Origin of the sequence: Micromonospora sonchi (assembly GCF_014646235.1) — a bacterium.
Lineage (GTDB): Bacteria > Actinomycetota > Actinomycetes > Mycobacteriales > Micromonosporaceae > Micromonospora > Micromonospora sonchi.
Genome location: NZ_BMNB01000025.1, coordinates 76948 through 94190 on the forward strand (window position 1 = coordinate 76948; position 17243 = coordinate 94190).

Consider the following 17243-nt stretch of genomic DNA (forward strand, 5'->3'; position numbering starts at 1 on the left):
ACCGAAGACGGGCTCAGGCGAGCCGGAGCCGATAGGAGTCCACGGCCTCGGTCTGCAGCTCCACCTGGAAGGTGTTCATGACGCGTCCGACCATCATGTAGAAGCCGATGAGCAGAACGAGCTCCACGAGGCGAGAGTCGTCGTACTGCGCGCGGACAGCGTCGAACAGTTCGTCGGGGACCGTTGTCGTCGCCACGACCGCGTCGGTGAAGTCCAGGAGGGTGCGCTCGAACGGAGTGAACATCGTTGCCTGATCCGACATCCGGTACGCGGCGACAGCGTCGATCTTCTCCGGTGTGAAGCCAACGCGCTGCGCGACCGCGGTGTGCTCATGCCACTGGTAGGCGGCCCCGGTGAGGTGTGCGACCCGCAAGATCACGACCTCCCGCTGAACGGGGTCGAGAGAGCTGCCCCTGCTGAGGGTCTGGCCCAGGGCCAGGACCTCAGGTGCGCAGTTTTCCGAGTTTGCGATCATGCGAAAGATGTTGATCTTCCGTTTTCCGGCCAGGGCGCGCAGCACGCGCTCCGGGGCCTGGTCCGGGTCGAAGTACGGGATGCGAGCCACGGGGCCTCTCCTCCTGCTCGGGGGTTTGACGAGTGCGGGGTTGCCCCGGACGGGGCGATCAATACGCGGTGACGGATGCCGCAGCCGGGTGGTGATTCACGCGGAACTGTGCCAGGAGATCGTCGGCGGCACGGATCAGCAGCGAGGAATCGACCCCAACCCCAGCGAAACTGATGCCCTGGCGCAGCCATTCCTGCAGCTGCGGCACGTCGGTGAGCATGATGCCGGCCGGTGTGCCGATCCGGCGGACCGCTTCGACGCCGCGCCGGATCGCCTGGACCACCTGCGGGTGCGACCGCTGCTCGGGGAATCCGAGATCGGCGGCGAGGTCGCTCGGCCCGAAGAACACACCGTCGACCCCGTCGATGGCGGCGATGGCCTCGATGTTCTCGAGAGCCCGGCCCGTCTCGATCTGCACGACGAGGCAGATGTTGTCGGCCGCCGCTCGGACATAGTCCGTCAACCGCCCCCATCGGGACGACCGGCCGATTCCACTGCCCATCCCGCGCACCCCGTGCGGCGGATAGCGCACCGCCCGGACCAGCTCGGCGGCCTGCTCCGGGGTGTCGACCATGGGGATGAGCAGGTTCTGTACGCCGATTTCCAGGTACTGCTTGATGAGCGCCGGGTCGCCATGGGGCAGTCGTACCACCGGCTGGGACAGCTCGGAGGCCCGGTCGACGAGCAGCGACCCGGCCGCTGCGATGCCCTGGAGCTGATCGAGAACCGAGCGCAGGTCGTTGGGCCCGTGCTCGGCGTCGATGAGCAACCAGTCGTAGCCGCACCCGGCCAGCAGCTCGGCGACGTAGCCGTCGGCCAGGACCGACCACAGCCCGATCTGCTGCTCACCCGCCGCCAGTCGCTGCTTGAAGCGGTTGACCGGGGTGCGCCTCGTGATCGACATCGGTGCTCCTCGCGCTCAGACCAGCTGGAACGACACGGTGCCGAGCGGGCCGTAGTCCGCCTGCACGACGTCGCCCCGGGTCACCGGGACCGGCCGGGTGAACGACCCCGCCAGGACGATCTGCCCGGCCTCGAGGCGCTCACCGTGCCCGTGCAGGCGCCGGGCGAGCCACGCCACCCCGGTGGCCGGGTGACCGAGCACCGCGCCCGCCAGGCCGGACTCCTCGACCACGCCGTTGAGGTACAGCAACGCGCCAGCCCAGCGCAGATCAACGGCATCGGGACGCACGGGCGTACCGCCGAGGACGATCCCCGCGTTCGCCGCGTTGTCCGAGATCGTGTCGAAGACCTTCCTCGGCACTCCCGATTCTCGGTCGAACTGCTCGATGCGGGCATCGATGATCTCCAGGGCCGGCAGCACCCGATCAGTCGCGTTGAACACGTCGTTGATCGACACGTCGGGCCCCTCCAGGGGTTCCCGGAGCAGGAATGCGAGTTCGACCTCCACCCGGGGCTTGATGAACCGCTCGGCGCGGATGGGACGACCACCCTCGTAAACCATCTCGTCGAAGAGGGTCCCGTAGTCGGGCTCGTCGATCTGGCTGCTCACCTGCATCGCCCGGGACGTCAGGCCGATCTTGTGCCCGACGACGCGCTGGCCCTCCTCCTTCTTGATCCGCACCCACGCCCGGGACACGGCGTAACCGTCCTCGATGGTCATCTGCGGGAACCGCGCGGAGAAGTGCCGGAGCTGCTCGCGGCGCCGCTCGGCCTCGTGCAGCTCGCGGGCCAGGTTCTCGCAGGTCTGCTGGGTAAAACCGGTCATACGGCAGCCTCCACCGCTCGGTCGGCCAGGAAACGGCGGGCCAGTCGATTGAATTCGTCCGCCCGCTCGAACTGGGCCCAGTGGTCGCACCCGGTGAGCTCGACCAGCTGGCCGGTCGGGACGATCTGTGCCAGTAGCCGGGCGTTGTCGAGAAACATGTTCGGCGCGTCCACGGCCGCGACGATCATGATCGGCTGCTGCAGCCTCGCCCACTCCTCGCGGGAGAGGTCCTGGCCACCCAGGCTGAACGCCAGCAGGTGACCCATCGCGGCGGCCATCTCGGGCTGCTCGTAGATCCGCAGCCGGACGCCCACCAGGTCATCGATGAGGTCCTCCGGATCAAGCATCAGCCGCCCCATCGCGGTCTTCACCGACTCCCAGGAGGGTGCCTGGGCCGCGCCCTGCCGGCGGCGCCGGACGTCGGCGCCGAACTCCTTCTCCGCCTCCGGGTCCACGACGACGCCCGCGGGCGCCACCATGACCAGGTGGGTCACCCGGTCCGGGTGGTCCAGGGCCAGGCGCGCCCCGACCCAGGACCCCAACGACACACCGATCACGGCAGCCTCGCCGATTTCCAGGGCGTCGAGCACGTCGAGGGCGTGTCTGGCGTAATCCGCGATGAGGTACGGGCGGTCGGGCTTGTCGGTGTACCCGCAGCCGAGCATGTCGATCCCGATCACGCGGTGGGTCTCACCCAGCGATCCGTAGTTCGCGCAGAAGTTCTCCAAGCTTCCGGCCGTCCCGTGGAGCAGGAGCACCACCGGGCCATCGGAGTTGCCCGTCTCCAGGTAACGCGTACGGATGCCGCCGGCGTCGACCCAGGCCAGGGTGTGCGGGACGGTGTTGAGATAGGTCCAGACGCTGCGGTAGCGCCGCGTCGCTTCAGCCAGCATGGCGGAACGAAACCTGGGCGGCGGCGAGCTTCTCCTTCATCATCGCCATCCACTCGTCGCGCGGACGGGCTGCGGGGTCCCGGGCGACGAGTTCCTCGGTCTGGCGCATGATCTCATCCTCGGAGTCCGTCAGGTCGAGCGGTTCGCCGAGGGGCTGCTGCACGTACCAGGGCGAGTGGGTGTAAACCTCAAGCATGTTGCCGTCCGGATCGTCGATGTAGACGCTCCAGGCGTTGCCGTGGTTCTTGACCACCTGCACGGGGATGCCGGTCTCCTCGACGTGGCGCCAGAACGCGCGCAGCTCCTGAAGGGTGGGCACGAGGAAGGAGATCTGGGCGGTCGTCGGCGGGGTGTCCGGGTCGCGGCCCTCGATGAGCGCGAGCTGGTGGTGCTCGGTGGGATCCGCGGACAGGAAGGCACCGCGACGCCGGGTGGCCGCCTTGCCCGACTTGCCCAGCCCGGAATCGGTGACGATCATCCCGAACTCTCGGGTGTAGAAATCGACCATCGCGTCGAGGTCCTTGCAGAAAATGCCGATGTGAGCAAGGCGCGGATTGAAGCTGGCCATGACGTGTTCCTTTCTTGCAGACGGTGACAGCGGGCCGTTCGGCCTGACGGTGCGCGACAACGAGTGGCGGTGGTCGGATCAGGCGTCGACGGTCACCGACGGCAGGGAGAGCGCGGCGACGAGAACGGAAACGTCCGACACGTTCTCGAGAGACCGCACCAGATCGAGCCCGTGGGCGGCCTGCTCCTCGGACACGGTGCCGGAGAAGCGGACGTTGCGCCAGAACTTGTCCACGATCAGCTCCAACGGGGTGGGATTGCGCAGCCACCCGAGAGGAGCGGAACGCTCGGCCTCCAGGATCCGCCCGTCCTCGAGAACGATCCGCAGCCGGCTGTGCTGGTTGTTGCCCAGCGGCAGGTTCGGCAGCAGCGTGACCCGGCGGGCGAGGTCCAGGACCTGGGGATCGTAGATGGCCGGCTCGACGTAGTGCTCCAGTTCGGGGCGACCGCGGACGATGGCGTTGGCGATGCCGTAGGGGATGGTGAACAGGAACTTCGGCTGCTCGTCCCGTGCGGTCGGCACCTGGTTGAGGAAGTGGTCCACCCGGTTGGGCGGCACGTCGAGTTCCACCGCCTTCACCGCGGCGGCGTCGAATTCGTGCTCAGAGCGGATCTTCAGCACGCATTCGATCGGATTGTGGTTGCCGTAGCAGGACGGGTGCAGCTTGTGTTGGCCGTGGACGTAGAACACCGTGCCCAGGTCCGCGACCATGTTCTGCGGTGCCGGCTCCTGCGCGTACATCGCGAAGTACCCGCGCCGGCTCTCCAGGGCGTCCTTGACGCCGCCGAAGCCACGAAGGGAGAGCTGGCAGGCCAGGATGCCGTTGTAGGCGGCCGAGGCCCCGGGGAGCTTGAAGGAGTGCACCCCGTCCCAGATGCCCTGGAAGGACCCGGCCATGAGGTTGAGCAGGATGCCGTAGGCGTTGCGGAGCTGGTCGTGGTCCAGGCCCATCAGGCGGCCGGCGACCGCCGTCGCCCCGAAGGCGTTGGACGTTCCGCAGACCTCGAAGTTCGTGTCGAAGCTGAACGTGTTGGCCACCGAGACCCGGGCGGCGACATCGCCGCCGAGGATGACGGCCGCCAGCACCTCTCGTCCGCTGGCTCGGGTGTACTCCCCGACGGCGAGGGCCACGGGCTCTGTGGTGCTGCTGACGTGCCCGACCATCTTGCCCTCGTTGACGCCTTCGGGTTCGGGCCCGGTCACCTCGAAGTCGAAGGACCGGCTCTGCAGGGAGGTGATCATGGCGGCGTACGGCAGCGGCAGCCGGTCAGGTCGGCCGAGGACCGCTGCCTCCGGGGCACCGGCCCAGCTCCGGACGAGGTCGAGCATCGCATCGTTGCCGGCAACGCCGACGCCCGACAGGGCACAGCCGATGGAGTCGATGAGCCGCTTCTTCGCCGCGAGCAGGTCGGAGTCACTGAACGCCTCGAACGGTGTGTCGAGGACGTGACGCACGATGCGGTCGATCAGGGCTTCGGTCATGCAGAACTCCTGGTGCGAGGACTGTGGGTGCGCTCGGCGTCGCGTAGCGTGACAGGCGGGGCTGCGCACGACCGACCATAGGGCAGCCCGCTCAGCGGCGGAACAATCGCATTCCGTGGTCCGGAAAGCACCGCTCCCCCCGCCTCGTTTCCTGCCCGTTCCGCCCTGAGCGGCCCAGTTGCTCCGGATCGACGTTCGCGCCGCCATTCCGGCATCTGGAAGACGACCCTCGGCAGAAACTCAACCTCGCCCTACGCTTCCCGGAGCGACCGATCAGAGGGAGAACCGAGAATGCCCACGTCAACCCAGGACATTCCATTGACGGGCGTCGCCGATTATTCAGCGCCGCGTTCCGCCGATTGGGGCGAGTACCGCGAGCGCGCCATCGCTGAGGGCCAGAGGTTCCTGGACGCCGTCGAGGGCATTCTCGACACCGTCCGCGCTGGCCGCGACACGTCCGAGGCCGAGGGGCGCGTCCCCGACACCTCCATCGAGGCGATGATCGGCACCGGTCTGTTCCGCGCCTTCACGCCCCTGCGGTACGGCGGCCTCGAGATGGCCCCGGCCGCGTTCTTCGAGGGGATCATGCGGATCGCGGAGGCGGACAGCTCCGCGGCCTGGGTCGCCGGACAGCTCAACGTCCACTCCTTCGAGATCGCCCTCATGGACGAGCGCATGCAGGACGAGTTCTGGGGCGAAACCCCGGACGCCCGCGCCTCGAGTTCGTACGCCCCCACCGGCAAGTGGGAACAGGTTGAGGGCGGGTACCGCCTCAACGGCACCTGGACCTTCTCCAGCGGAGTCGATCACGCCCAGTGGATCATCCTGGGCGGCCGGGACCGTAACTTCGTGGTCCCGGTCTCCGACGTCTCGATCGACCACAACAGCTGGGACGTGCAGGGCCTGAAGGGCACCGGCAGCAAGGCGGTGACCCTCGCCGACGTTTTCGTCCCGGACCACCGCACCCACCTGCTCATCGACACCTACAACGACGCCAACCCGGGCTGGAAGGTCAACAACCGACCGCTGTACTGGGTCTCGTTCACCTCCCTGTTCAACTCCACCCCGACGAACACGGTCATCGGCACCGCGACGGGCGGCATCGAGGCGTTCCTCGCACAGTCCCGCATCCGTGTCACGCGCATGGGTACCGGCGCTCCCGCGGCGCAGGACCCGTTCCTTCAGCTGACGCTCGCCGAGGCCATGACCACGGTCCGCACCATCAAGGAACGCCACCTGCGGAACTGGCGCGGCCTGTTCGATCTCGCGTGCCGCGGCGAGGAAGCCAGCCCGCTCGAGCGCATGCGGGTCCGGTTCGAGGCCGCCGACTCCATCGCGACGTGCTACGAGTCCCTCACCGAGGTCTGGCCGCTTGCCGGTGCATCGGCCTCGTTGAGCGCGAACCCGCTGCAGCAGGTAATGCGCGACCTCATGTCGGCCCGCAATCACGGCTCGGCCAAGAAGGAACTCGCGGCCGGGAAGTACGTCAAGACCCTCTTCGGTCTTCCTCCAGCGCCCTTTACCGACCTGGGCACCCTCAACTACTACAAGTAATCCGCGTCCGTCGCCCACTGCCGAAAGAATGCGCAAATGACCGAAACTGCCGACATCCGGAACGCTTCTGGGGTCCTCGAGCAGGGCGACCCGGCCGTTGACCCGCGCGCCTTCCGGCGCGCCCTCGGCCAGTTCGCGACCGGCGTGACCGTGATCGCGACGAGCGCCGGGGACCAGGTGGTGGGGTTGACCGCGAACTCGTTCTCCGCGGTCTCCCTGGATCCACCGCTCGTGCTGTGGTCCATCCGCAAGAAGTCCGGACGCGCCCCGGCGTTCATCAATAACGGCCACTTCACCATCAATGTCCTCGCCGAGGACCAGATGGAGCTTGCCGGCATGTTCGGCCGCCCGCACGAAGAGCAGTTCGCCGAGATCGACTGGACCGCCGGTCGACACGGCGACCCCCTGCTGACCGGCGCGATCGCGCACTTCGAGTGCGTCAACGAGGCGGTCCTCGACGGCGGTGATCACCACATCCTGGTCGGCCGGGTCGAGCGCTTTGCGCGGTACGACGGTGCTCCCCTGCTCTTTTCGCAGGGCCAGTACGGCGTGTCGAGCAGCCATCCCGAACTGGCGCTGACCGCGGCCTCGGCGGTCGCACCCTGTGCAGAGCCGGCCGAGGAGCCCTTGTTCATGTCCCTTCTCCAGGCAACCGATCACCACATGTCGGCGCTGTTTCAGGCGCACCGACAGCAGGTCGGCGTCACCCTGCCGACGTCCCGGGTCCTCAACCGCCTCTTCCGCGGCCCCTGCACCCGGGAGGTTCTGGAGCAGGAGGCCTTCCTCGGCGAGAACGCGGTGGAAAACGCCCTGTCCGACCTCGCCGACGAGGGCCAGGTGGTCGAGGCAGCGGACGGGACCTGGGCTCTCACCGACAAGGGACGCGAGGTTCGGGCCGCCCTGCGTCGCAGCGCCGAGGCGTTCACCACTGCGCAGCTTCGTGGCATCCCGGAGGCGGATCTGGCTGCCGCCGAGCGCGTTCTCCGGACCCTGCTGGACCGCGGTCACCCGCAGGGATGAGCGGCGCGAGTGTCGCCCGGGCGCACGCCGACCGGAGGAGGCGGCCGGCGTACCTCTCGGCGGCCGGCCGTGGCCACGGTGCGAGAAGAAACGAACGACGAATGGCTACTCTTCAAATATGACCATGCCCGCGCCCAGCGGCTCGATCGCGTCGAAGAACATCGGGTCGCAGACCCTGGCCCGTGGCCTTCGCGCCCTCGAACTGGTCGCTGCGTCCAGGAACGGCCTGACCATGCAAGAGGTGGCCGATGCGCTCGACGTGCATCGGACCATCGCCTACCGCATGCTGTCCACGCTCGCGGACTTCCATCTGGTCACCCGTTTGCCCGACGGCCGGTTCCGGGCCGGCGCCGGACTGGCCGCCCTCGCCGCACTGGCCCAGGGCGACCTGCGTGAGGTGGCACTGCCGGTCCTGCGTGAGTTGGCCGACACGCTGGAATGCACGCTGTCGCTGATCGTGGCCGAAGGCGAGGAAGCGGTGGCCGTCGCCGTGATCGAGCCGACCACCACGGTCTACCATCTCGCCTTCCGCACCGGCAGCCGCCACCGGCTCGACCGAGGAGCCGCGGGCCTGGCCCTGCGGGCCGCCGGCCCCCGCCGGTCTGGGGAAGCACCGGAGGTGACTCTGGCGCGCCAGCGCGGCTACGCATCGACCTACGGGCAGGTGGAGCCCGGCGCCTACGGCCTGGCCGTGCCACTGCGCCAGCCCCCCTCGGTTCCGGCCGCCTGCATCAACCTCATCACCTACCGGGCCGACCTGATCGACAGCAGCATCGAGCCGATGCGGCAGGCCGCGGAGCGCATCTCCACGGCCCTGGCTTGAGCGGTCAGGCCAGCGGCACATGGAGCAGCCAGTGGCCTCGGACAATGCCGGAGGTGCCGCACGAAGCGAGCCGCCCGCGGCCGGGCCCGTCGTCGACCTCAACACCGTGCTCGGCAAGGTTGTTGCAGTCCTGTTCGCCTTCCGCGCCGAGGACCACGGGATCACCCTTGCCGAACTCGGCCGTCGCACCGGGTTGCGCAAGGGCACGCTGCACCGGGTGGCCCGTGACCTCGTCGACGCCCGACTGCTCGACCGCACCGGCGACGGGTACCGGCTCAGCAGCCAGATCTTTCAGCTGGGTATGCGGGCGTCGGTGGAGCGGGGACTGCTGGAGGTAGCCACGCCGTTCATGGAGGACCTCTACGAGCGCACCCACGAGACCGTGCACCTCGGCGTGCTCGATGGCGACAGCGTCGTCTACGTGGCCAAAATCGGCGGTCACCGTCAGGCGGCCGCCCCGTCGCGGATCGGCGGCCGGATGCCTCTGTACTGCACCGGCATCGGTAAGGCATTGTTGGCGTACTCTCCACCGGAGCTGGCCGCCCGGGTCGTCGCCGCCGGCCTGGGCAGGCGCACCCCGCGCACGATCACAGCTCCGGGGCTACTGCGCCAGCAACTCGCGCGTATCGCCGAGACCGGGGTGGCGTTCGAACACGAGGAGTCGGCCATCGGCATCACCTGCGTCGCCGCCCCCGTCCTCGACGCCGACGACCAGCCGATCGCCGCGCTCAGCGTCACCGGGCCGGTCACCCGCTTCCAGCCCGAGCGCCACGCATGCTCGGTGAAGGCGGCGGCAGCGGGCGTAGCGGCGACTCTCGGCCGGCGCGCCGCCCTGAGCTGACGGCGACGAGAGGAGTCTCTCGGCGTTCCGGTCACCGGAACACCGCCCTGGCCGAGCGGTGACTCGGGCTGTCAAGGTCAGCAGACCAACGGGCCCTTTCGAGGAAACGATGACACAAGCAACCAGGCATAACGACGCCGTGACCAAGGCCGCCGAGCGGCTTCAGAGCGCTGCGCGCAGCGGAGTGCCGTGCCGGCCGGTCCGGGACCTGATCGGCGGCTCTGACGTCGCGCTCGCGTACGCGGTCCAGCAGCGGCTGACCGAGGCGCGGCTAGCCGACGGCGCGCGGGCCGTCGGTCGCAAGATCGGACTGACGTCCCCGGTGGTCCAGAAGCAGCTCGGCGTCGACCGTCCGGACTTCGGGGTGCTCTTCGACGACATGGACGTCTCCGCGCTCGACCTCGTCCCCGCTGACCGGCTGCTTCAGCCGAAGGTGGAGGCGGAGATCGCTTTCATCCTTGGAGCGGACCTGGCAGACGGCCCCCTCGACGCTGACCAGGTGCGTGGTGCGGTGGAGGTTGCGGTCGCCGCGCTGGAGATCGTCGACAGCCGAATCGCCGGCTGGGATATCACCTTCGGCGATACCGTGGCCGACAACGCCTCCAGCGGTCTGTTCGTACTGGGCGAGCAGCGGCTCGGCCTGGCGGCCTTCGAACCGGTCGCGGCGAGTATGCGGATGTATCTCGACGACGAGCTGGTTTCCGAGGGCAGCGGCGCAGCCTGCCTGGGAGATCCACTGCTGGCGCTGGCCTGGCTGGCGCGTACCGCCCGGGATCTCGGCGAGCCGTTGCGCGCCGGCGAGGTGGTGTTGTCCGGCGCCTTGGGGCCGATGGTGCCGGTGCCGGCAGGTGCCAGGGTGCGCGCCGAGATCAGCGGCTTGGGCCCCGTGACGGCGACGTTCTCCGGAAAGGAGGAGCGATGAGCAGGACCAAGGTTGCGATCATCGGGTCGGGCAACATCGGCACCGACCTGATGATCAAGGTGCTGCGGCACTCTGACGTCCTTGAGATGGGGGCGATGGTCGGCATCGACCCGGCCTCCGACGGCCTGGCCCGGGCCCGCCGGTTCAAGGTTCCCGTCACCGCCGAGGGCGTGGACGGGCTGATCGCGATGGATGGCTTCGACCAGATTGGGATCGTCTTCGACGCTACCTCAGCGAAGGCGCACCGGGCCAACGCGGAGAAGCTCGCCCCGTACGGCAAGAAGTTGGTCGATCTGACCCCGGCGGCGATCGGGCCGTACGTGGTGCCGGCGGTGAACCTGGACGACCACCTGGCCGACGACATCGACAACGTGAACATGGTGACCTGTGGCGGGCAGGCGACCATCCCGATGGTCGCTGCCGTCGCGCGGGTGGTACCGGTGCCGTACGCGGAGATCGTCGCGTCGATCGCGTCGAAGTCGGCGGGGCCGGGCACCCGGGCCAACATCGACGAGTTCACCGAGACCACCGCGCACGCCATCGAGACGGTCGGCGGCGCCGGGCGAGGCAAGGCGATCATCGTCCTGAATCCGGCCGAGCCGCCGCTGATCATGCGCGACACCGTTCTCTGCCTGATCGGCGATGCCGACCACGACGCGATCCGCACCTCGGTGGAGGACATGGTCGCGGAGGTCGCCGGGTACGTGCCTGGCTACCGGCTCAAGCAGCAGGTGCAGTTCACCCCGGTCGCGGCCGACGAACCGGTGCACACCCTGCTGCCTGAGGGGGCCGGACCGGTGACCACCAAGGTGTCGATCTTCCTCGAGGTGGAGGGCGCCGCCCACTATCTGCCGGCCTACGCCGGCAACCTGGACATCATGACCTCGGCCGCGCTGCGCGTGGGCGAGAGGCTGGCGACGAACAGCGCACGTCGAGCGCCCGCGGAGGTGGCCCCGTGACAACCCAAACGCCCGACCTGTACGTCCAGGACGTAACGCTGCGCGATGGTATGCACGCCGTGCGGCATCGGATCACCCCCGCCGACGTCGCCCGGATCGTGGCTGCCCTGGATGCCGCCGGGGTCGACGCCATCGAGGTGGCCCACGGTGACGGGCTGGCCGGCGGCAGCCTGAACTACGGTCCCGGCAGCAACACCGACTGGGAGTGGATCGAAGCGGCCGCAGAGAACCTCGAGCGGGCCACGCTGACGACCTTGCTGCTGCCGGGTATCGGCACGATCGCCGAACTCAAACACGCCTACTCGCTCGGGGTCCGCTCGGTACGGGTGGCCACCCACTGCACCGAGGCCGACGTCGCCGCCCAGCACATCGCCACGGCCCGCGAACTGGGTATGGACGTCTCCGGGTTCCTGATGATGAGCCACATGGCCCCGGCCGTCGAGCTCGCCCGGCAGGCGGCCCTGATGGAGTCGTACGGGGCGCACTGCGTCTACGTCACCGACTCCGGAGGCCGGCTGACCATGGACGGCGTGCGCGAGCGCATCCGCGCCTACCGAGACGTGCTGCGGCCGGAGACCCAACTGGGCATCCACGCCCATCAGAACCTCTCCCTCGCCGTGGCCAACTCGGTGGTCGCCGTCGAGGAGGGCGTCACGCGGGTCGACGCGTCCCTGGCCGGGCACGGCGCAGGGGCCGGCAACTGTCCCATCGAACCGTTCATCGCCGTGGCCAACCTGCAGGGCTGGAAGCACCGCTGCGACCTGTTCGCGCTGCAGGACGCCGCCGACGATCTCGTCCGTCCGCTGCAGGACCGCCCGGTGCAGGTCGACCGGGAGACCCTCACCCTCGGGTACGCCGGCGTGTACTCCAGTTTCCTACGGCACGCCGAGGCCGCGTCGCAGCGGTACGGCATCGACGTCCGCACGCTCCTGCTCGAGGTGGGCCGCCGCGGCCTGGTCGGCGGGCAGGAAGACATGATCGTCGACATCGCCCTCGACCTGCAGGCCGCCCAGGCCGCCCAGGCCGCCCAGGCCGCCCAGGCCGCGGGGGCCAACGGATAACCACCGGGCGGGCCGCGCCGGCCCTGCTGATCGAGTACGGCGCCGGCGCGGCCTGCGGTTTTGCGCCGCCGGCCGACCTGGCCTGCGAGTGCCTCGTCTTTGATTCGGCAGCTGTGCATCCTCGACGCTCCCAGCTTTGCTGGCCTGCCACGGCATCAAAGGCGAGGTCGTCGCGCTGCGTCTCTACGGTCGCTCGGCCCTTTTCGGCGTCAGCGCCGCTGTCACCGGCCGAAGTCGTCGAGCCGGTGGTGAACCTCGGTCGCCTTCGGGCGCCACCTTATTGGCTGCCCGCGCCCGCAAGCCGCACTCGCCTGCTGGCCGAAAGGTGGTGCGCACTTCTTGACAAGCGACTCGGCGACGCTCATGCTCTGAGCGGAGAATGCACACAGGCGTGCTCTATTTACACAGCGGTCTGGCAGCCGCGGGTGGGAGAGTTGACATGGCCGAGCGCGAGTTCACCAGCGTCTGGTCGGATCTGAACCGGGTCGAGTTCAGCCAGGGTTTTCTGCAAGCCGGGCCGTACCGTACGCGTTACCTGCGCGCCGGGGATCCGTCCAAGCCTCTGCTGCTCCTGCTGCACGGGATCACCGGGCACGCCGAGGCGTACGCGCGTAACCTGCGAAGCCACAGCGAGCACTTCAACACCTACGCCATCGACTTCATCGGGCACGGATACTCCAGCAAGCCGGAGCACCCGCTGGAGATCCGGCACTACATCGACCAGCTGCTGCACGTTCTGGACGCGCTCGGCGCAGACCGGGCATCGCTGTCGGGGGAATCGCTCGGCGGCTGGGTGACCGCCCGCTTCGCGCAGCTGCACCCCGACCGGGTCAACCGCATCGTGCTGAACACCATGGGCGGCACGATGGCCAACCCGAAGGTGATGGAGCGGCTCTACACGCTGTCGATGCAGGCCGCGGAGGACCCGAGCTGGGAGCGGGTCAAGGCGCGGCTGGAGTGGCTGATGGCCGACCCGTCGATGGTGACCGACGACCTGATCAAGACGCGGCAAATGATCTTCCAGCAGCCGGACTGGCCGATGGCCTGCCGGATGAACATGGCCCTACAGGACCTCGAGACCCGCAAGCGCAACATGCTCTCCGACGACGACCTGCGCGCCATCACCGCCGAGGCTCTGGTCATCTGGACGACGAAGGACCCGTCCGGCCCCGTCGACGAGGGGCGGCGGATCGCCGATCTGCTGCCCAACGGGCGACTGGCCGTCATCGAGAACGCCGGCCACTGGCCCCAGTACGAGCAGACCGAGCAGTTCAACCAGATCCACCTCGACTTCCTGCTCGGGCGCTGAGGCCGAAAGGACGGCACAGGCATGACGACGCGACCGGTGGACACCGACGTTCTCGTGGTCGGGGCGGGGCCCGTAGGGCTCATGCTCGCCAACCTGCTGGGCAGGTATGGAAGGCGAGTCACCGTCATCGAGGCGCGCAGCGAGCTGATCGACTATCCCCGCGGCGTGGGGATGGACGACGAGTCGTTCCGCACGATCCAGACCATCGGCCTGGTCGACCAGATCGCGCAGCACACGGTGCCGCAGCACATCGTGCGGCTGGTCAACGGCAAGGGCCAGATGCTGGTCGTCAACAACCCCACCACCGACGAGTTCGGCTGGCCACGCAAGCACGGCTTCGTGCAGCCACTGGTCGACCGTGAGCTGCTCGCGGGACTGGACCGCTTCCATTCAGTGGACACGCACTTCGGCCACCAGTTGGTGGACCTCGAAGAACGCGACGACCACGTCTGCGCCGTCGTCTCCGTCCTGGCTGGGGAGAAGGTCGTCGACACGCGGACGATCCGCGCGCGATACGTCGTCGGCTGCGAGGGCGGCCGCTCCTTCACCCGCACCTGGATGGGCATGGGCTTCGAAGGGCAGTCGCCGTCGACCCGCTGGCTGGTCATCGACGTGGCCAATGACCCGCTGGGTACGCCGAACGTCTACCTCGGCGCCGATCCGCGCCGGCCGTACGTGTCGATCGGCTTGCCGCACGCGATCCGGCGCTGGGAATTCATGCTGTTCGAGGACGAGCCGACCGAGTTGGTCGAGTCACCCGCGTTTCTCGCGAAGATGCTCGAGCGGCACGTGCCCGACCCCACGGCACTCGATGTCATCGGCCAGCGTGTCTTCACTCACCACGGCCGCATCGCCACCAGCTTCCGCAAGGGTCGGGTGCTCATCGCCGGCGACGCCGCCCACCTGATGCCGGTGTGGCTCGGCCAGGGCTGGAACTCCGGCATCCGCGACGCGACCAACCTGGCGTGGAAGCTAACCGCCGTACTGCGAGGCGCCGCCGACGACACGCTGCTCGACACCTACGATGTCGAGCGGCGCGGCCACGCCAAGGCGATGATCGACCTGAACATGACTGCTGGGTCCATCATGAAGGCGGACCGGAAGCTCGGCCTCGTGCGGGACTTCGCTGCGGGCGCGCTCAACATCGTCCCGTCGGTCAAGAGCTACTTCACCGACATGCGTTTCAAGCCGATGCCCCGCTATTCCCGCGGGGTCGTCGTCGACCAGAACGACCGCACACCCGGGTCGGCCGTGGCGCGCATCGCCCAGCGTCTCCTGCCGATGGTCGACGCCCCCAACGACGCCTCACCGGTGGGCATCCAGTTCATCCAGCCGCGGGTACGCACCTCCGAGCATCCCGACGTGCTTCTCGACGACGTCATCGGCGACTGGTGGACGATCGCCGCCTGGGGCAACAATCCTTCGCGGCTGCTGTCGTCGGCCGATCTGGAGGACGTCGAGGCGCTCGGGGTGCGGCTGGTGTGCTTCGTACCCGAGCCGCAGCGGGCCTGGGCGGAGCGCGAGTACGCCCAGTCGCCCGTACCCGTCACCGTGGTCGGTGACCCGACCGGCCGGCTCAAGGAGTGGTTCGACGACCGGCCGCTCAGTGTGATCTTCCTGCGGCCCGACCGGTTCGTCGCGGCCGCCTGCCTGGCTCAGGAGGCGTCCAGCACGTGGCACGCCGTCCTGGCCGCCACCTCCTACGTTCGCAAGGGAGCCGGCGATGCCCGTAGCACTCGTCTGCATGTCGCATAGCCCGCTGCTCGACTTCGTCGAGCCGGCGGCCGACGTCCGTGCCGCCGTCGACGCCGCCTTCCAGCAGGCGCGCGCCTTCGCCGCCGATTTCGACCCAACCCTGGTCGTGTCGTTCGCGCCCGACCACTACAACGGCTTCTTCTACGATCTGATGCCGCCGTTCTGCGTCGGCTACGAAGCCACTGCGGTGGGCGATTACGGCAGTCAGGCCGGCCCGCTGCGGGTGCCCGGGGAACTGGCGGAGTCTCTCGCCCAGCATGTGCTCAACCAGGACGTCGACATCGCCATCTCCCGACGGATGGAGGTCGACCATGGCGCGGTCCAGCCGTTGGAGATCCTTTTCGGCGACATCACCGCGCGGCCGGTAGTGCCGGTGTTCGTCAACGGCGTCGCCCGGCCCTTCGCCCCGATGCGCCGAGTGCGCCGGATGGGGGCGGCGATCGGGAAGTACCTCGCCACGCTCGACGAGCGGGTCCTGGTCATCGGATCGGGCGGCCTGTCCCACGATCCGCCGGTACCGCAGTGGGCTACGGCTCACGACGCCCAGCGCGCCATGCTTCTCAACGGCCGCCATCCCACCGACGAGGCGCGAGCGGCCCGCCAGCAACGAGTGATCGAGGCGGCGCGGCAGTTCGCGGCGGGCACGGCCACGATCAGGGATCTCAACCCCGACTGGGACCAGCGGTTCATGGACCTGTGCGCGTCGGGCGACCTGGCAGCGGCCGATGCCCTGACTCCCGAGGCCATGGCCGAGGAGGCCGGAAACTCGGCGCACGAGGTTCGCACCTGGGTGGCCGCGTTCAGTGCCTTGCGCGCGGTCGGCACCTACACGGTGGATTACCGGTTCTACCGCCCCATTCCGGAGTTCATCGCCGGTTTCGGGCTGATGACCGCCCACATCGGCTGAGCCTCGATCCGTCAGCGGTTTCCGTCGCCCGGACTTCTACGGGCCGGCCTGGCTCCCGTCGCGGCGCTCGCCGGTTGACATCTGATGGATCGGTCAGTCGTCGCCGGTGCCGCTCAGCGCGGTGACCCGCAGCTCCGGACGAGGAGCGTGGCGCCAGAAGTGGGCTGAAGATCCTCCTTCAAGCGGCGCCTCAAGGAGTTCGCCCCCTGATGCGACGAGGCCGCCGTCCCGCTATTTTTTCGGCACGGTCCCCGCTCAAAGACTGAAAACTTCGAAGGTGCGTGGCGACGGTGATGGCCACGGGGGCTGCGGTCCGCACGAGTAAGGTTGTCTCGTACGCCGACTGCGGCGGTCCCGCTACGTGCCCCTGCGTGTAAAGGCGGCCAGGACCGTCTCAGAGATGAGACGCGGAGCGTCTGCAGGACCCAGTCGCCCCTTGGCTACATCGATGGTCGCGCCCGTGCATGATGTGGTGCAGGACGCTGGTCAGCCAACTGGCTGGGAGATCGGCTCGGAAGACGCCTTCGGACTGGCCGCGGCGGATCAGGTCGTCGACTCGCTGTGCGGGTTTCGCGTGGAGTTCCTGCACGCGTCCGGGGGGCAGCGATGCCTGTGCCGCCTCGAGGACGGCGCTTGACTGGGCGATCAGCAGCCAGCTCGATCCGATCAGAACGCTCAGCGCGTCACGCGGGTAGCCCGTGAGGTCGAGGCGGGCCAAGACCTTCTCTCTGTCCCGCACCGGGTTTGATGGAGACATCGAAACCTGGGAGGAACACCAGCGATGCCTGCCCCGAAGAAGTACCCCGATGAGTTGCGTGAGCGTGCGACCCGGTTGGCGGTCGAGGCCCGCCGGGA

At 68.7% G+C, this 17243-nt stretch carries 17 protein-coding genes; 11 read left to right on the forward strand and 6 right to left on the reverse strand.

Annotated elements, in window-relative coordinates; all coding sequences use genetic code 11:
• Window positions 1-13 precede the first annotated feature (13 nt).
• The 6 genes from IEY61_RS23045 to IEY61_RS23070 form a co-directional block, all read right to left on the reverse strand.
• Window positions 14-565 (reverse strand): carboxymuconolactone decarboxylase family protein, encoded by a 552-nt coding sequence (locus IEY61_RS23045; protein WP_189047737.1) that lies wholly within the window; start codon window positions 563-565, stop codon window positions 14-16.
• A 58-nt stretch (window positions 566-623) separates the two neighbouring features.
• Window positions 624-1469: an HpcH/HpaI aldolase family protein gene (locus tag IEY61_RS23050; RefSeq protein WP_189047739.1), complete on the reverse strand. Its 846-nt coding sequence runs from the start codon at window positions 1467-1469 to the stop codon at window positions 624-626.
• Window positions 1470-1484: 15 nt separating this feature from the next.
• The gene (hpaH, locus tag IEY61_RS23055) at window positions 1485-2294 is read right to left on the reverse strand and encodes a 2-oxo-hept-4-ene-1,7-dioate hydratase (RefSeq protein ID WP_189047741.1); all 810 of its coding nucleotides are present in this window, start codon (window positions 2292-2294) and stop codon (window positions 1485-1487) included.
• Complete coding sequence (locus IEY61_RS23060) at window positions 2291-3187, reverse strand: alpha/beta fold hydrolase (RefSeq protein ID WP_229706361.1); 897 nt, start codon at window positions 3185-3187, stop codon at window positions 2291-2293. The genes hpaH and IEY61_RS23060 overlap by 4 nt, the downstream gene beginning before the upstream one ends.
• A complete protein-coding gene (locus IEY61_RS23065) occupies window positions 3177-3755 on the reverse strand; it encodes a VOC family protein (protein WP_189047743.1) in 579 nt (192 codons plus the stop codon). Before IEY61_RS23065 ends, IEY61_RS23060 begins: the two co-directional genes overlap by 11 nt.
• Before the next feature lie 78 nt (window positions 3756-3833).
• Window positions 3834-5237, reverse strand: coding sequence for an MmgE/PrpD family protein (locus IEY61_RS23070; protein WP_189047745.1), 1404 nt, complete (start codon window positions 5235-5237; stop codon window positions 3834-3836).
• Window positions 5238-5555: 318 nt separating this feature from the next.
• Between IEY61_RS23070 and IEY61_RS23075 the strand changes: the two genes are divergently transcribed.
• From IEY61_RS23075 to IEY61_RS23125, 11 genes are all read left to right on the forward strand, one after another.
• Window positions 5556-6791 carry an acyl-CoA dehydrogenase family protein gene (locus tag IEY61_RS23075; protein WP_229706362.1) on the forward strand — a complete coding sequence of 412 codons (1236 nt, stop codon included), beginning with the start codon at window positions 5556-5558 and terminating at the stop codon, window positions 6789-6791.
• Window positions 6792-6827: 36 nt separating this feature from the next.
• Window positions 6828-7811 (forward strand): flavin reductase family protein, encoded by a 984-nt coding sequence (locus tag IEY61_RS23080; protein ID WP_189047749.1) that lies wholly within the window; start codon window positions 6828-6830, stop codon window positions 7809-7811.
• Between the two features lie 118 nt (window positions 7812-7929).
• A complete protein-coding gene (locus IEY61_RS23085; RefSeq protein WP_229706363.1) occupies window positions 7930-8634 on the forward strand; it encodes an IclR family transcriptional regulator in 705 nt (234 codons plus the stop codon).
• A 31-nt stretch (window positions 8635-8665) separates the two neighbouring features.
• Window positions 8666-9475 (forward strand): IclR family transcriptional regulator, encoded by an 810-nt coding sequence (locus tag IEY61_RS23090; RefSeq protein ID WP_229706364.1) that lies wholly within the window; start codon window positions 8666-8668, stop codon window positions 9473-9475.
• A gap of 109 nt (window positions 9476-9584) precedes the next feature.
• Window positions 9585-10397 carry a 2-keto-4-pentenoate hydratase gene (locus tag IEY61_RS23095; RefSeq protein WP_189047754.1) on the forward strand — a complete coding sequence of 271 codons (813 nt, stop codon included), beginning with the start codon at window positions 9585-9587 and terminating at the stop codon, window positions 10395-10397.
• On the forward strand, window positions 10394-11356 hold the full coding sequence (locus IEY61_RS23100) for an acetaldehyde dehydrogenase (acetylating) (RefSeq protein WP_189047756.1): 963 nt from the start codon (window positions 10394-10396) through the stop codon (window positions 11354-11356). Before IEY61_RS23095 ends, IEY61_RS23100 begins: the two co-directional genes overlap by 4 nt.
• The gene (gene dmpG, locus IEY61_RS23105) at window positions 11353-12417 is read left to right on the forward strand and encodes a 4-hydroxy-2-oxovalerate aldolase (RefSeq protein WP_189047758.1); all 1065 of its coding nucleotides are present in this window, start codon (window positions 11353-11355) and stop codon (window positions 12415-12417) included. Before IEY61_RS23100 ends, dmpG begins: the two co-directional genes overlap by 4 nt.
• Window positions 12418-12856: 439 nt before the next feature.
• On the forward strand, window positions 12857-13726 hold the full coding sequence (locus tag IEY61_RS23110) for an alpha/beta fold hydrolase (protein ID WP_189047760.1): 870 nt from the start codon (window positions 12857-12859) through the stop codon (window positions 13724-13726).
• Window positions 13727-13747: 21 nt separating this feature from the next.
• A complete protein-coding gene (mhpA, locus tag IEY61_RS23115) occupies window positions 13748-15481 on the forward strand; it encodes a bifunctional 3-(3-hydroxy-phenyl)propionate/3-hydroxycinnamic acid hydroxylase MhpA (RefSeq protein ID WP_189047762.1) in 1734 nt (577 codons plus the stop codon).
• Entirely contained in the window at window positions 15450-16388 is a 939-nt protein-coding gene (locus tag IEY61_RS23120) for a 3-carboxyethylcatechol 2,3-dioxygenase (RefSeq protein ID WP_189047764.1), read from the forward strand. Before mhpA ends, IEY61_RS23120 begins: the two co-directional genes overlap by 32 nt.
• 448 nt (window positions 16389-16836) lie before the next feature.
• The gene (locus tag IEY61_RS23125) at window positions 16837-17025 is read left to right on the forward strand and encodes a hypothetical protein (RefSeq protein ID WP_189047766.1); all 189 of its coding nucleotides are present in this window, start codon (window positions 16837-16839) and stop codon (window positions 17023-17025) included.
• Window positions 17026-17243: the final 218 nt, after the last annotated feature.